We start from the raw sequence: 15,007 nt of genomic DNA on the forward strand, positions 1-15,007 counted from the left end.
CCGATATCAACTATAGCTGAAAGAAAGTTAAGTTTTTATTGACACTAGAATGCGAATCGTTATCATTGCCGCAAATTATTTAAATGATAAGGATTCTCATGATTAAGAAGTCAATAACCCTTGCAATCCTCGCTGCTATTTCAACATCCGTTTTCGCAGAACAAACCAAAGTCGATGAAACAATAGAAATAACAGCAACCCGTACCAGCACTCCGCAAAGTGCTATTCCGGCTACGGTCTCGGTTATTGAAGGTGAAGAATTACGCCAGCAGTTAAGCGTAGCTGAATCTTTATCAGACATCCTTGGCAACCTGATTCCAGCTTATTCACCGTCTCGTCAAAAGCTGACAAGCTCGGGCGAAACGCTACGTGGTCGCGACCCTTTATACCTTATTGACGGTGTACCTCAGTCAAACCCTTTGCGTAATGGCTCTCGTGCAGCCTACACCATCGACCCTTTCATGATTGAGCGCGTTGAGGTTATTCACGGCGCCAGTGCGATTCAAGGCATGGGGGCCAGCGGCGGTATCATTAACATCGTCACTAAGAAAGCCGAAGACGGAACGAGCCACGAAGTTAACGCCGGCTTTACCGCACCAGATTCTGAAGTTTCAGAAGGAGTGAGCTATCAAGCTGGATACCTACTGCGCCACGGTAGTGGCCAATGGGATGTAATTTTTGGCGCCCAATACCGTGACACCGGCATGTATGTGGACGGAAAAGGTCAATTGATTGGTGTTGATACCACTCAAGGCGACACCATGGATTCCAAAAGTTACGACTTGTTCACGAAAATCGGCTACGACATAGATAGCAAACAGCGTCTTGAGTTTATGCTCAACCGCTTTGATATGTCGGGCAACGGTGACTACTACTCTATTGACGGAAACCGCGCTGAAGGCATTCCCGCGTTATCTGTTAAAGGTGAGTATCCGGGAGATGCGCCAGAAAACGAAGTTACCACGTCAAGCCTAACCTACAGCAACAGTGACTTTTTAATGGCCGACTTAAACTGGCAGCTGTTCTTCCAGGACTTTTCCGCTTTGTATGGCGGCGGCACTTACGGGACGTTTCAGGATCCTGCATACGGCGACGAAATTTTTGACCAGTCGCGCAACGACTCTCGTAAGTACGGTTCGCGCTTAACACTTAACTGGAACAACATTCAGCAATCGCCAATCTCGGTTAGTGCCGGGCTGGACTTTTTATCTGACGAAACCTTTCAGGAACTGGCTCAAACAGGCCGTAAATGGGTACCTGAAACTGAGTTTGAAAACTGGGCACCTTATGCACAACTGCGCTATCAGGCGAACGGCCTGACCTTAAGTGGCGGTTTACGCTATGAATACGGTAAATTAAAAGCCGATGACTTCACTACCCTGGCGTCTTACGGTTCTGTATTTGTTGAAGGCGGCGAACCGAGCTTTAACGAGTTACTGGGTAACCTGGGTGCCGTTTATGCTCTAAACGACGAATGGCGCGTTTTCGCCAGTTACTCTGAAGGCTTTAGCATGCCGGATGTCGGTCGCGTATTGCGCGGCATTTCAACGCCAGATTTAAGCGTTAGCAGCTTCCTCGATCTTCAGCCGGTTATCGCTGATAACGAAGAAGTTGGGATTGAGTATCGTGGCAACGCATGGAACGCCTCACTGAGTTACTTCCGCTCAAGTTCTGACTTAGGCGCTCGTTTACAGGCCGATGCGGATGGTTTCTATAGTGTACAGCGTGAAAAGACGGAAATTGATGGTATTGAGCTCAGCGCGGAGTATGCCCTATCGAACGACACCGCTTTCGGACTAAACTACGCTGACACCAATGGCGAATATGACAGCAATGATGATGGCTTAGTCGACACCAAGCTAGGCGGCCGCAATATGGCACCTAAACGCGCTAACCTGTTCTGGTCTCAACAATGGACGGGTATGGTAAGCAGCCGAGTGCAATGGAATAAGCTGTTCGACCGAGACATTTACACAGGCGAAGACGCTATCAACAACTTCGACGGTTACAATACCGTTGATGCAACCATGCTGCTAGAAACTCGTGATATGGGCCAGTTTTCACTGGGGATTGAGAACGTATTCGATAAGTACTACTTCACCTATTACGCACAAACCGTTGGCGGTGATAACCGCAACTTTACCGGTCGCGGCCGCACAATTAGTGTTACCTGGAATTACCAATGGTAAAATATGTCGCTTAAGCGCAAGCTGCCGACATTAACCCAATGGCACCGATGGCTGGGCTTAACGCTCAGCCTTTGGCTTTTATTGATGGCAATAAGTGGTTCGTTACTGCTTTACAAAAACGAGCTGCTGCAGCTTTTTTATCCACAGCTTAATTTAGCGCAGCCCGTTGAAACGACAGACGCTGCCGCCGTTTTAGACCAGTTCGACAACGGATACGCCCTCATGCCCACCGCTGACCGCCCTTGGCTTGAAGTGGTTAATGCGGACAAAACACACTTTTACTATGACGCCAGCGGCAATCTGTTGCTTGAGCGAGAATATCTAGGAGATCTCACTAGCTGGCTTGTTGAGCTGCACCACCATTTAGCACTCAACGAACTGGGTAAGGACATTCTGGGAATTCTCGGCCTGTTAAGCTTGGTTCTTATCGGCACAGGCTTAATCCGCTGGTGGCCACGTCGAGGCAGCTTCCGGCGCGCTTTGTCTGTAAGGTTTTTTAATCCGTTCACTAAGCGCGGTAGCCAAACCTTATGGCAATTGCACCGGTTCATCGGTGCGGTACTTTTCGTTCCTGTCGCTATCGTGCTAATCACCGGTACCGCCATCATGTACGCCGCTCCGGTAAAATCTGCACTAATTTTCCTACTCCCGTTCACTCAGTCAATTGAAACGCCGGTACCGCCTTCTCTGGCTGCCGATAACTGGCAACAACGGCTAGAGCTGGCAAAGCAAGCTCTGCCAACGGCTCAGGCGCGATTGCTTTATCTGGAAGAACCACGAATCAGAGCCAAGCACACAAACGAATGGCATCCTAACGGCCGTAACTATATTGCGTTCTCTGAAACAGGAGAGATCAGTCAGGTTATTGATGAGCGCGCAACACCTTTGGGCAATCAGGTTTCCAATATGATTTATCCGACTCATGTTGCCGCTATAGGCGGAACGTTTTATTTGTTCATCGTGCTTTTATCGGGTTTAGCCTTAATCGCTTTGCCTGTCAGTGGGTTATGGTTTTATATTAAACGCAGACAACTTAAGAAAACCTAACTCAAGGAAAACATTATGTCGTTAAAACAGGTCATGAGTGCTCTGGCTGTTTCTTCGGTTTTGTCGCTGCCTGCGTTGGCAAGTGACTACCTGGACACGTCCACAAGCTTTTCTGATGAAAACAAAAACACCAAAACTCGCGTTATTTTCGTACCAGAAGGTACGACAGTTGAGCTACCAGAATGGTCAGGCTCTGATGTAAATGCCGTTAGCCGCGCTGCAGAAATTGAAGAATTTAAAGGCGAAGCGTCACAGTTAACCACAGTGATTGCCCCGGAAGGCACCAAGGCCAATCACCTGCTTCTGGCGGGCGTCGGTAACCCGGCTGAACTTTCCCGTTTTGAAGCCGAGAAGTTAGGCGCATCTATTGCGGCCGTTTTAAAGCCTGAATTAGAAAGCGTTGTTTTCGATACACGCCTGATCAGCAACCCAGGCATTGCTGCTGAGCTGAGTGCACACATTGCTCATGGCATCGACTTGCGCAACTATCGCTTTGACCGTTATCAGTCCGAGCCAAAAGAGCGTCCACAAACGGCTTACCATTGGTTAGTGAAAAGCCCTGACATGGCAGAGAAAAAATATCTGGCCTCGCGCGCCATTGCTGAAGGCGTGTTTGTTGCCCGCGATATTACCGCTTTGCCCGGCAGCGACGGCTACCCTGAAGCTATTGTGAAATTAGCTCAGGAAGCCATGAAAGACTTAAACATTGAGCTGACTATTGTCACGCCTGAGCAAGTTAAAGAAATGGGCATGGGCCTGCTTCACAGCGTTAGTCAGGGAAGCCAGCACGGTTCTTACCTGCTGGCTGCACACTATAAAGGTAGTAACGCCGACCCAATCGCATTGGTCGGTAAAGGCAATACCTTTGACACCGGTGGCTATAACTTAAAAACCAGTTCTTCGTCTATTTTGCGCATGCAAACCGACAAAGCTGGCGCTGGAGCCGTTATCGGCGCGGTTATGGCGCTGGCAGCACAAGAAGCACCGGTCAATGTGGTTGCTGTAGCACCGCTGTCGCACAACCTTATTTCTGGTTCAGCAACGTTACCGGGAGACGTGGTTAAAGCCGGTGACGGTACTTTGGTAGAAATTGCCAACACCGACGCCGAAGGCCGTCTGATTCTTGGCGACGGTAACTGGTATGCCAACGACAAATTCAAACCTCGCGCCATTGCCAATATTGCGACCTTAACCGGTTCGAAGGTTGGTGCATTGGGTACCGGCTACGCTGCTTTATTTGCGTCCCAGGAGGACTTACGCTCAGCCATTATCGAGGCTGGCAATATCACTGGTGAGAAAGTCTGGGAGCTGCCATTAGAAGGCTACGACGGTATTATCGACAGCCCGTTGGCTGATATTCGTAACATTGGTTCTCCGGGTACTCAGGCAGGTGCAGCATTTCTTAAGCACTTTGCCGGCAACACGCCGTGGATCCATATCGATATGGCCGCTGACGCAATGGTCAGCTCAGATACCGGTATTCATCCGGCAGGACCAACCGGCTTTGGAGTGCGCTTATTAACTGAGTGGGTTCATCAGTTAGAAAACTAAGCAACATTAGATCTCAAATAAAAAGGCACCCCGCAATGGGTGCCTTCCTGTTTTTACAGTAACGCCCAGCGGATAAGGCCGCCGACTAACGTGACAGCCAGCACACCCAAACACCATAGTCCGACAAACCACAGCCACTTTTTAAGTACCGGTTTCATCAGTCGTGATACCCGCTGTTCGGGTCTACCTTACCTCTGAACACCCAATAGGTATAACCCGTGTAGGCAAAGATAATCGGCAAGAGCACGACAGCGCCAATAAGTAAAAACTTCAGGCTGTTGTCCGGCGCGGCGGCCTGCCACAAGGTAATGCTGCGCGGTACCAGGTAAGGGAAAATGCTGACCGCAAACCCGGCAAAGGACAGTAAAAACAGACCAAGCCCCCAGAGGTAAGGCCGTCCTTCCTGCCGTTTTTGTAACGATCGCAGTAAGCCCAGAGTAATAACCACCAACAATATCGGTAACACCCACAAGCCAACCGATGCTGGGTAAGTAAACCAACGCTCAGCAATGTAGCTGTCAACGTAAGGCAAATAAAGACTGACAAAGGCAATGCAGGCCACCAGTAAAATGGCGCTATACCAGCCCGCGCGATAACTTTGACGCTGCAGGTCACCTTTGGTTTTCATGACTAACCAGGTCGCCCCCAGCATCATATAGCCAATAACCACTGCCACACCGCAAAAGAAACTAAATGGGGTAAGCCAATCAAACCAGCCGCCGGAATACGCCCTGTCAGTAACCTCTATGCCCTGTAGCATCGCACCTAACATAATGCCCTGACTCAAAGCCGCTATCAGCGAACCAACAATAAAAGATAAGTCCCAGATACCTTTTGCCCGTCTGGTTTTAAAGCGATACTCAAAAGCCACACCGCGAAAAATAAGCCCCAGCAGCATCGCAATAACCGGCATATACAGAGCCGGCATGAGCACCGAATAAGCCAGCGGAAACACCGCCAGCAAGCCACCACCGCCAAGCACTAGCCAGGTTTCATTACCATCCCAGACTGGCGCCACGGTGTTCATCATGACGTCGCGGTCTTCTTCCTTTTTAAACCAGGGGAAAAGCAACGCAATACCCAAGTCAAATCCGTCCAGTGCCACATAAGCAAATACGGCGACCGAAATTAGTATTGCCCAAATGAGTGCGTAATCCATAGCTTAGGCCTCCTCATCGTAAATGCGTTCAGCCGCCATTGTCGGCTTATGCTTAGCATAATCAGGAATGGTCACTTTCTCAGGATCCCCGGCCATTTTGCGCAGAATATAGAACGTACCGGCACCAAAAACGAGGAAGTAGACCACAATAAAGGCTATCAAACTGCCTGCAACACCTGCTTTATCAATAGGCGATGCTGCATCGGCAGTGCGTAAAAGCCCCTGAATAACCCAAGGCTGACGCCCAACTTCGGTGACTATCCAACCAGCAATAACAGCAACAAAACCCATTGGCCCCATAAACACACTGAAGCGCAACAGCAGACTATTATCGTAAAGCTTACCGCGTAACCGTTGCAGACCAGACCATAACCCTGCAAGCACCATTAACACACCAATACCAACCATAATTCTGAATGCCCAGAACACGATTGCCACTGGCGGCCAGTCCTCACGCGGAAATTGGTCAAGGCCAGTGACTTCGGCGTTAATATCGTGCTTAAGAATAATGCTGGCAAGGCCGGGAACTTTTACTGCGTAGTCCACTTTCGCCGTTTCTTCGTTGGGCAAGCCGAACAGATATAAAGGCGCTTGAGCTTCCGTATGGAAGTGTCCTTCCATTGCTGCAACTTTGGCCGGCTGATGCTCCTGCGTATTCAGTCCATGAAAATCGCCAACAAGAACCTGCAACGGTGCCACAATAAGCGCCATCCACATGGCCATGGAAAACATTTTACGTGCCGCCGCATTGGTTTTGTCTTTCAGCAAATGCAGAGCACCGACTGCCCCCACCACAAAAGCGACGGTCAGATAAGCCGCCAGCAGCATATGCGCCAGCCGATACGGAAAAGAAGGGTTAAACACCACGTCAAACCAATCGGTAACGATAAACTGACCAACATCGTTCATGGCGTAGCCTGCCGGAGTTTGCATCCAGCTGTTTACCGACAGTATCCAAAACGCTGAAAGGGCTGTGCCAAATGCCACCATCAAGGTAGCGAAGAAATGCAGCTTTTCGCCGACTTTATTCATGCCAAACAGCATGACGCCTAAGAAGCCCGCCTCAAGGAAAAAAGCTGTCAGCACTTCGTAGCCCATTAGTGGCCCGATAACCGGCCCTGCCTTGTCTGAGAATACCGACCAGTTCGTACCAAACTGGTAACTCATCACAATGCCGGACACCACGCCCATACCAAAAGCAACGGCGAAAATCTTGACCCAGTATCGGAATAATTTCTGGTAAACCGGATTTCTGGTTTTTAGATATAGCCCTTCTAGAACGGCTAAATAACTAGCCACCCCAATCGTGAAGGCAGGGAAAATAATGTGAAACGCAACAGTAAAAGCGAACTGAAAGCGCGCCAGAAATAGCGCGTCAAAACTCTCAAACATGGCAAGCACCGGTTGTTTAGGATTGCCTTAAGTATACGCCCTTATTGATAAAGATCAGGTGCGCTTGCAGGACAAATACTAATAATTGCCATACTTTTTGTATGGCTAATAGCGTAATAAGCCTCTACACCTTAACTCTCGGCACTCTCACGCTAACCCCCGTGAGCAAATGCCAGGAAATAGTACCAGCACATGCGGCAATTTGACGCACGTCGATATTCGGACCCCAGAGTTCAACATCATCGCCAATTTGTACATCAGCAACATCCGTCACATCTATGGTCAGCATATCCATTGACACACGACCAGCTAAACCAACGGTCTGCCCACGAACCATAGCAGGCGTTCCGTTTTCAGCCTGGCGAGGATACCCGTCCGCATAGCCCATTGCCACGGTTGCTATAAGACTTGGTCGTTGAGCTGTCCACGCACTACCGTAGCCAACCGACTCTCCTCTCTCTAGCTCATGCAACGCAATGACGGGAGCAACTAAGCGCATGGCTGGCTTTAAACACGCCTGCACTTCTGTGACCGTTGACGGATTAACCCCGTACAACAACAATCCGGCCCTGACCCAGTCATTCTCTTGCAGCACCCACTGGGTTTCCGGATTCAATAAGCCAGCTGAATTATGAAAACTGCGAGCTTGGTAGCCTTTGGTGCTTTCTGACAGCTGGCAGAACAGTCGCTTCTGCTCGGCGTTCAGCTCATGGTCTGCATCCGCATTCGCTAAATGCGACATAAGAGTGACGCCCGTGACATTCTCGCTTGCGTTTAGCCGTACCATGGCCTGCTGAGTCTGCTCTTCAGACCAACCCAACCGGTGCATGCCGGTATCGACTTTTAGCCATACCCACAGCGGTTTGTTTAACGTACTCTGTTCAATAGCTTTTAGCTGCTGCTCACAGTGAACTACCGGGCTTAGGTTATGCTCTGCGCACACGGAAAGTTCGGACTCTGAAAAGCAGCCCTCTAAAATGACTAAGGGCCCGGTGTAACCTGCCTCTCGAACCGCTAAGGCTTCTTCCATAAAACCCGCCGCCATACCATCCACATGAGGCGTCAACGCCTGAGCAGCAGGCGCAACACCATGTCCATACCCATCCGCTTTTACTACGCCCAATAGCTTTCCGTCATTCATTGTCTTACGTACCCACTGAGCGTTATGCGCAATTGCTGCAGTCGATATTTCGGCGCGAGTTTGGCGGTAGTGCATGGGATTTCCTTTTTCCTGTTTTTGAGGCAGAGCGTCAGTTTACCGTATTTTCTGCGAACTTGAACGGAACTCTTTGCATCGCTTCGTCAGCTTGAGTAACGTAAAGCCATAACCGAAAGGAGAACAACAATGTGGTTAAAGCAATCCGTTATCGCAGGTAGCATAGCGCTACTTTTCACTTCCGTGCCAGCTTTGGCTCAAGACGCCGCCAAGACAACATTCCAGGCGGAAGATATTTTCCAGCTTGAATACGCCAATCAAGTCAGTATTTCGCCAGACGGCAAATACATTGCCTACATACGCAACAGTTTCGACGATATGGAAGACAATACGCGTCGCTCATTATGGCTGATTGATACTGAAACCGGTCAACATTTACCGATTTTTGACGATCAATTCAGCTACGGCAGTCTGGCCTGGTCGAATGATGGTACTCGTATTGCCTTTGCGTCTAACCGCTCTGATAAAAACCAAATTCATGTTCATTGGATTAAAGAGCAGCGTACCGCAAAAGTCACGCACGTGAGCAATAGCCCCGGTAGTATCAGCTGGTCAAACGACGACTCTCAATTAGCCTTCACCATGTCGGTGAATGCAGAGCCTACGCCATTCGCTAAAAGCGTGAAAAAGCCGAAAAAACCCAAGGGCGCTAAATGGTCTGAATCGCCGATTATTGTGGAAGAAGCTTATTATCAGCGCGATGGTCGCGGCGTTCTGGAGCCGGCACATACCCAACTCTTCGTGGTTCCCGCTGAGGGTGGCACCGCTCGCCAACTAACCGACGGCCCCTACCGACATGGCGGACCACTGGCCTGGACAGAAGACGATGGTCAAATCGTGTTTTCCGGCAACCGCTCGGAGGATTGGGCGTATCAGGTGAATGAAAGCGACCTTTACAGCGTCAGCCTGAGCTCAAAAGAAGTAACACAAGTTACGAACAAGCCTGGCCGCGAGTCATCACCACAATTTTCTCCTGACGGCGAGCGTCTGGCTTACTTACACAGCTCGAACGAGCCGGTGCCTTACCATAAATCACAACTATGGATCATGGACTGGAGCGAACACTCAGAGACTGAACTCCAGGCTGACTTCGATCGTTCTTTCAGCTCGCCACAGTGGACAGGCAATGAATCACTGGCGGTTTCATACGCCGACCAGGGCAAAACCGTGGTTGCTGATGTCACCTTGAGCAACGAGCTGACGAATCGGGTGGATGATGTGTCCGGTGTTTACGTCAGCCGCCCTTACACCATGGGCTCGTTTACAGCGTCAAAAACCGGCGCTATTGCCTACACCAAAGGCTCCGAATACCGCCCGGCTGATGTCGGCTATCAGCCACAAGATGGTGAAGCGGTCCAGTTCACTCAGCTAAATGAAGACCTGCTTGGCCACCGTGAACTGGGCAAAGTTCACGAAATTCGCTATGAGTCACGCTATGACGGTCAGGAGATTCATGGCTGGTATATTACTCCGCCGAATTACGATGAGAACAAAGAGTATCCTCTGCTGTTAGAAATTCATGGCGGTCCTCACCTGTCTTACGGCCCGCATTTTGCGGCTGAACACCAGCGCTATGCAGCTGAAGGTTATGTGGTGCTTTATGTAAACCATCGCGGCAGTACTTCATACGGTAAAGACTTCGCCATGCTGCTGGACGGCAACTACTCGTCCCCTTATGACTTTGCCGACCACATGAGCGGCATTGATTTACTCATTGATAAAGGCATTGCCGACTCAGACAACCTCTTTATTGCCGGCGGTTCTGCAGGTGGCATTGCAACTGCTTACGCAGTAGGTCTCACCAATCGTTTTAACGCTGCAGCAGCCACGAATCCAGTCATTAACTGGGTGAGTAAAGTACTGACAGCTGACAGCTCAATTGGCCAAATCACCAACCAGTTCCCTGGTATGCCATGGGAAGAGCTAGAGCACTACTGGCAGCGTTCGCCGCTGTCTATGGTCGGTGATGTTGAAACGCCCGTGTTACTATTTACAGGTGAGAAAGATCGTCGTACGCCAATATCTGAAACCGAGCAGTTTTATCAGGCGTTGAAGTTGCAAAAAGTAGATACGGCTATGGTTCGTGTTCCAGATGCGTTTCATGGGGTGACGGCTCGTCCTTCCAACATGATTGCTAAAATTGAGCATGCACTGGCTTGGTTTGAGCAATATAAGAAATGAAGCTCGCCACGTTAGGCCCTGCCGGCACCTTTTCCGAGGTTGCCGCGGGGCTTTATCAGCCTGAAAAAGACCATGACATTCATTTACAGGATAACCTGGTCAGCTGCCTGGAATCGGTAGGTAAGGAATGCGACGCGGCTATTGTTCCCATCGAGAATTTAACCGAAGGATTCGTCTCTCCGGTCGTTGACTATTTAGTGCAGAAACCATTACGCATTCAGGCGGAAATCCGTATTCCTGTTGGCTTTCAATGTCTCAGTAACAACGCTCACCCCACAAAAGTGTGGGCACAGTTTGTCGCAGCCGGGCAATGTAATTCTTACTTACACAAGCTTGGGCTGCCCGTTATTCATACCGCAAGTAACGCCGCGTCGCTTCAAGCTCTACTGACGGCTGAAGAGGCGTCTGCAGCCATCGTTCCCCAACACATTAGTTGCCCGGAGACGTTTCAGGTATTGAATAACAATATCGCTGACAACCCACGCAACGAAACACGCTTCGTGGTATTATCCGCAACATCTGAAGAGCCTGAGTTCATTAAGAACAAGCGTTGGAAAAGCAGTTTGCTGCTCATTGATGGCAACGACCACCCGGGTTTGTTGGTTGACAGTTTGCAGGTGTTTGCAAAACAGCAAATCAACTTAACCTCTATAGTGTCGCGGCCGGCGGGTAGTCAGTTTGGTGACTATCATTTCTTTATCGACTTTGATGGCCACCGCAGCGAACCAGGTGTCGCTTCGGCTCTTGAAGAATTGGCCGCTATGAATAACATTCACTGGCTGGGTTCTTACCCTGCCGCAGAAATAGGAAAGCAGTAATGTCTCTGGAAGTCATAAAACACGAGCCGGCAGGCAAAGCCGATGCCGCTATCATTTGGTTACATGGCCTGGGAGCCTCGGGCAATGACTTTGTGCCTATGACCGAACACCTGAAATTTGCCAACGCGCAGGTTCGCTTTTTGTTTCCTCACGCACCACAAATGCCGGTTACCATAAACCAGGGTATGGTCATGCCTGCCTGGTACGACATTACCGACATGAGCATCGATCGCCAGATAGACAGCGAACAATTGCGCGAGTCAGCGTCCAAAGTACACACCATGATCGACGAGCAAGTTGCTCAGGGCATCGACAGCAAACGCATTATTATTGCCGGGTTCTCACAAGGCGGCGCCGTGGGTTATGAAGCTGCTTTGACCTACCCAAAACCGTTGGCGGGGTTAATGGCGCACTCTACCTACTTTGCCACAGCCGACGATATTCAGATCAGTGAAGCCAATGCACAACTGCCCATTTTGGTGCAACACGGGACTCAAGACCCTGTGGTTCCGGAAGTTCTTGGTCAGAAAGCCTGTGCAACGTTGAAAGACAAAGGGTTTTCAGTGACGTATCAAACTTACCCAATGCCACACTCGCTTTGCTTAGAGCAGGTTCAGGATATGCAGAAATGGCTGGATGAGCGGTTTTAACCGCTCATCGCGACGGGCGCTAACTCGCTAACAGTTGCAGTTTATCCGCCCACGTAGACGCTAAATTCTCACCACGCTCAAACGAGTCGATCATTATATTCACGTGACCCACTTTACGACCGGGCCGCGCATCCTTGCCATACCAGTGGCATTCAGCAGCAGCGGCTTCCCATAACGCTTCAGGAATACCGGCCACGCCAATCACATTCAGCATTAACGTTGGTGCAATAAGCAATTCTGGTAGTGGTAAACCGGTAATAGCGCGAATATGCAGGTTGAACTGGTCACAATTGGCGCCACTCATAGTCCAGTGCCCAGAGTTGTGAACCCGCGGAGCCACTTCGTTCACCAGTAAATATTGGTTATCGCCTTCACCAACGACAAAGAACTCAATAGCTAATACACCCACGTAATCCAGCGCGTCGGTCAGCTTCTTATGATGCTCTTTAGCCAACGCTTCAAGCTCTTTAGAAAAGTGCTCTGCGCCCGCCAAACTATAGGACAGTATACCTTTCGTATGGACATTCAAAGTCAACGGAAAACAACGTTGTTCACCTTTGTGTGATCGGGCGCCAACAACCGAAACTTCGTCGGTAAAGTTAATCATGTCTTCAACAATACCCGGGCGCTGTCCTGCCTCTTCAGCGACAGCAGCAATGTCCTCGCCCGGCTTCCAGCGCCACTGACCCTTGCCGTCGTAGCCGCCTTTCGCCGACTTAATGACAACCGCATGGTCACAGCTTTCTAAAATAGCCGTCAGCTCAGCCACATTCTCATAGGCCTTCCAGGCCGAAGTCGGAATATCCAGCTCATCACAAAGCGCTTTTTGCGTGCGGCGATCAACCAATTCGTTAAAGCGCTCGGCTTTCAATAAAAATTTATCGGCCGTTTTGGCAACCAGTTCTTCGCCTAAGTGCTCGTGCTCCCAGGTGGTCACGTCGGCCCACTCATTGGCCTCGGCTAACGTCATTGCAAGCGGTTGCTGGCTACCTAGAGCCATCACCTTATCCAGACGGTCACTGTATAAAACGCATTCATGTCCCTGCTGAATAACCGCTTTACCCAGCATTTGACCTAACTGCCCGTTGCCAAGGATCAAGATTTTCATTTTGGCAGCTCCAAATCTGAATTCGCCATCACTTTCTCTTTTTGCGCTTTGCGGAATTCATGGACGCGTTTGCGTACTTCGCTGTCAAAGCTACCAATAACCTGAGCTGCCAGCAAACCTGCGTTCGCCGCCCCGGCATCACCAATAGCCAGGGTTCCCACGGCAACACCTTTAGGCATCTGCACAATCGATAACAAGCTATCCAAACCTTTCAGCTGTTTGCTTGGAACCGGCACACCAAACACCGGAATAGCAGTATAAGCCGCCAGCATACCCGGCAAGTGAGCAGCGCCACCCGCACCGGCAATAACCACAGGCACTCCGTCTTGCTCGGCTTGTTCCATGGTCGATTTAAGTAAGTCCGGCGTACGATGAGCAGAAACGACCTTCGCCTGCCATTTCACGTTCAACGATTCCAGCATCTCTGCTGCTTTTTGCATTACCGGCCAATCGGACTGGGAACCCATTAGAATCAATACCGGAGCCATGGTGTCACCTTTTATTTACTGTTTGGATGTGCGTCTGTATTCGGAAAGGCGGGAATTGTAGCTATTGGCGGGCACGACTGCAAATTTACTGCGCTTTTTTTAAACAATGTACGACTTTTTGCTAATCGCCTTGTTAATCCGCTAAGGTAGAATGCAATGAAACAACGCTAATGAGGTATTTTATGTTGCTCTCAGCCCAAGACTCGCTGCTTCTTATTGTCGATGCTCAGGAACGGCTGTTACCGGCTATTCACCAGCGGGATGTTGTCACCTCTCGTATGCGCTGGCTGGGCGAAATTGCTATGCAGCTAGACGTGCCCATATTAATTACCGAGCAATACCCCAAAGGCCTGGGCTACACCGTTAGTGCCTTGCAGGACATTATTGAAGCCGGTCGAGTGGTCGAGAAAACCCACTTCAGTGCATTGAAAGAGCAAACCTTCCGCGATGTACTGAGTGAATACAATAAAAAACACATTGTTATTATGGGCATGGAAACGCACGTTTGTGTCATGCAAACAGCTATAGATATGCAAAATACCGGTTACCAAGTATTCCTTCCTGCTGACACGGTTGGCTCACGACGCCCCACAGACAAAGAATGTGCAATAGAGCGCATGAGAAATTCTGGCGTTGAGATCATTACTTCTGAAATGGCGGCGTTTGAGTGGCTGGAGAAGTCCGGTACCGATACTTTCCGCCACATTAGTCGTAACTGGTTAAAATAAAACAAGGTCTTGTTGACTCAGGCTGTATTAAGCGTATACTCGAAGCCGCTGAGAAAATTTCGGCTATTGATTTGAGATTATTTACGAAGTCCTTTTTTGCTGTACCTCGTTTTGTAAGTCCAAGTAATACCAAGTTTTTTGAGCATTTTTGTTTTTAACATGCACTACGAGGAAATATCAGCATGTCTACTACTACTGGTAAAGTAAAATTCTTTAACGAAGCAAAAGGCTTCGGTTTCATCGAGCAAGAAAACGGCGCAGACGTATTCGTACATTTCAGCGCTATCCAAGCAGACGGTTTCAAAACTTTGGCTGAAGGCCAGCAAGTTTCTTTCACCGTTGCTCAAGGTCCTAAAGGTCCTCAAGCTGAAAACGTAGTTCCTATGTAAGGAACTCTTAGTGCACATAGTGCATTAAGCGTTTTAAAGAATTTCGAAACGCCGCTTTTTTAAGCGGCGTTTTTTTATGCTTCCAGTTACT

Annotated in this window: 13 protein-coding genes; 8 read left to right on the forward strand and 5 right to left on the reverse strand. The window is 49.5% G+C overall.

The genetic code is table 11. The annotated features are described in order from the left end of the window. Positions 1-98: 98 nt before the first annotated feature. The 3 genes from CWC33_RS05270 to CWC33_RS05280 are packed head-to-tail and all read left to right on the forward strand — an operon-like array spanning position 99 to position 4,787. Positions 99-2,189 (forward strand): TonB-dependent receptor, encoded by a 2,091-nt coding sequence (locus CWC33_RS05270; RefSeq protein ID WP_100691083.1) that lies wholly within the window; start codon positions 99-101, stop codon positions 2,187-2,189. A gap of 3 nt (positions 2,190-2,192) precedes the next feature. Continuing rightward, on the forward strand, positions 2,193-3,236 hold the full coding sequence (locus CWC33_RS05275) for a PepSY-associated TM helix domain-containing protein (RefSeq protein ID WP_100691084.1): 1,044 nt from the start codon (positions 2,193-2,195) through the stop codon (positions 3,234-3,236). 15 nt (positions 3,237-3,251) lie between these two features. Beyond that, positions 3,252-4,787, forward strand: a complete 1,536-nt coding sequence (locus tag CWC33_RS05280) for a leucyl aminopeptidase family protein (protein WP_100691085.1) — start codon at positions 3,252-3,254, stop codon at positions 4,785-4,787. Between the two features lie 157 nt (positions 4,788-4,944). On the opposite strand, the gene cydB is transcribed toward CWC33_RS05280, so the two are convergent. The 3 genes from cydB to alr form a co-directional block, all read right to left on the reverse strand. Further along, positions 4,945-5,946, reverse strand: coding sequence for a cytochrome d ubiquinol oxidase subunit II (gene cydB / locus CWC33_RS05285; RefSeq protein ID WP_100691086.1), 1,002 nt, complete (start codon positions 5,944-5,946; stop codon positions 4,945-4,947). 3 nt (positions 5,947-5,949) lie between these two features. Further along, complete coding sequence (locus tag CWC33_RS05290) at positions 5,950-7,338, reverse strand: cytochrome ubiquinol oxidase subunit I (RefSeq protein WP_100691087.1); 1,389 nt, start codon at positions 7,336-7,338, stop codon at positions 5,950-5,952. Positions 7,339-7,462: 124 nt separating this feature from the next. Then, positions 7,463-8,554 (reverse strand): alanine racemase, encoded by a 1,092-nt coding sequence (alr, locus tag CWC33_RS05295; RefSeq protein ID WP_100691088.1) that lies wholly within the window; start codon positions 8,552-8,554, stop codon positions 7,463-7,465. Between the two features lie 129 nt (positions 8,555-8,683). Between alr and CWC33_RS05300 the strand changes: the two genes are divergently transcribed. From CWC33_RS05300 to CWC33_RS05310, 3 genes are read left to right on the forward strand one after another with little or no spacing between them, the layout of a single operon-like run. Then, entirely contained in the window at positions 8,684-10,735 is a 2,052-nt protein-coding gene (locus CWC33_RS05300; RefSeq protein ID WP_100691089.1) for a S9 family peptidase, read from the forward strand. Next, entirely contained in the window at positions 10,732-11,553 is an 822-nt protein-coding gene (locus tag CWC33_RS05305; RefSeq protein WP_100691090.1) for a prephenate dehydratase, read from the forward strand. The genes CWC33_RS05300 and CWC33_RS05305 overlap by 4 nt, the downstream gene beginning before the upstream one ends. Next, positions 11,553-12,203, forward strand: coding sequence for an alpha/beta hydrolase (locus tag CWC33_RS05310; RefSeq protein WP_100691091.1), 651 nt, complete (start codon positions 11,553-11,555; stop codon positions 12,201-12,203). The genes CWC33_RS05305 and CWC33_RS05310 overlap by 1 nt, the downstream gene beginning before the upstream one ends. A 19-nt stretch (positions 12,204-12,222) precedes the next feature. Here CWC33_RS05310 and CWC33_RS05315 read toward each other — a convergent pair whose 3' ends face one another. Next, the gene (locus tag CWC33_RS05315) at positions 12,223-13,311 is read right to left on the reverse strand and encodes an ATP-grasp domain-containing protein (protein ID WP_100691092.1); all 1,089 of its coding nucleotides are present in this window, start codon (positions 13,309-13,311) and stop codon (positions 12,223-12,225) included. Beyond that, positions 13,308-13,799 carry a 5-(carboxyamino)imidazole ribonucleotide mutase gene (gene purE, locus CWC33_RS05320; RefSeq protein WP_053954128.1) on the reverse strand — a complete coding sequence of 164 codons (492 nt, stop codon included), beginning with the start codon at positions 13,797-13,799 and terminating at the stop codon, positions 13,308-13,310. The genes CWC33_RS05315 and purE overlap by 4 nt, the downstream gene beginning before the upstream one ends. A gap of 182 nt (positions 13,800-13,981) precedes the next feature. On the opposite strand from purE, the gene CWC33_RS05325 reads away from it, so the two are divergent. After that, on the forward strand, positions 13,982-14,527 hold the full coding sequence (locus CWC33_RS05325) for a hydrolase (RefSeq protein WP_100691093.1): 546 nt from the start codon (positions 13,982-13,984) through the stop codon (positions 14,525-14,527). Between the two features lie 182 nt (positions 14,528-14,709). Then, positions 14,710-14,916 carry a cold-shock protein gene (locus CWC33_RS05330; RefSeq protein ID WP_006954095.1) on the forward strand — a complete coding sequence of 69 codons (207 nt, stop codon included), beginning with the start codon at positions 14,710-14,712 and terminating at the stop codon, positions 14,914-14,916. Positions 14,917-15,007: the final 91 nt, after the last annotated feature.

The organism is Idiomarina sp. X4 (assembly GCF_002808045.1).
GTDB lineage: Bacteria > Pseudomonadota > Gammaproteobacteria > Enterobacterales > Alteromonadaceae > Idiomarina.

Excerpts from the sequence above, each read along its gene's own strand:
- CWC33_RS05270 (WP_100691083.1), top strand. The coding sequence starts at position 99 with ATGATTAAGAAGTCAATAACCCTTGCAATCCTCGCTGCTATTTCAACA.
- CWC33_RS05275 (WP_100691084.1), top strand. The coding sequence starts at position 2,193 with ATGTCGCTTAAGCGCAAGCTGCCGACATTAACCCAATGGCACCGATGG.
- CWC33_RS05280 (WP_100691085.1), top strand. The coding sequence starts at position 3,252 with ATGTCGTTAAAACAGGTCATGAGTGCTCTGGCTGTTTCTTCGGTTTTG.
- cydB (WP_100691086.1), bottom strand. The coding sequence starts at position 5,946 with ATGGATTACGCACTCATTTGGGCAATACTAATTTCGGTCGCCGTATTT.
- CWC33_RS05290 (WP_100691087.1), bottom strand. The coding sequence starts at position 7,338 with ATGTTTGAGAGTTTTGACGCGCTATTTCTGGCGCGCTTTCAGTTCGCT.
- alr (WP_100691088.1), bottom strand. The coding sequence starts at position 8,554 with ATGCACTACCGCCAAACTCGCGCCGAAATATCGACTGCAGCAATTGCG.
- CWC33_RS05300 (WP_100691089.1), top strand. The coding sequence starts at position 8,684 with ATGTGGTTAAAGCAATCCGTTATCGCAGGTAGCATAGCGCTACTTTTC.
- CWC33_RS05305 (WP_100691090.1), top strand. The coding sequence starts at position 10,732 with ATGAAGCTCGCCACGTTAGGCCCTGCCGGCACCTTTTCCGAGGTTGCC.
- CWC33_RS05310 (WP_100691091.1), top strand. The coding sequence starts at position 11,553 with ATGTCTCTGGAAGTCATAAAACACGAGCCGGCAGGCAAAGCCGATGCC.
- CWC33_RS05315 (WP_100691092.1), bottom strand. The coding sequence starts at position 13,311 with ATGAAAATCTTGATCCTTGGCAACGGGCAGTTAGGTCAAATGCTGGGT.
- purE (WP_053954128.1), bottom strand. The coding sequence starts at position 13,799 with ATGGCTCCGGTATTGATTCTAATGGGTTCCCAGTCCGATTGGCCGGTA.
- CWC33_RS05325 (WP_100691093.1), top strand. The coding sequence starts at position 13,982 with ATGTTGCTCTCAGCCCAAGACTCGCTGCTTCTTATTGTCGATGCTCAG.
- CWC33_RS05330 (WP_006954095.1), top strand. The coding sequence starts at position 14,710 with ATGTCTACTACTACTGGTAAAGTAAAATTCTTTAACGAAGCAAAAGGC.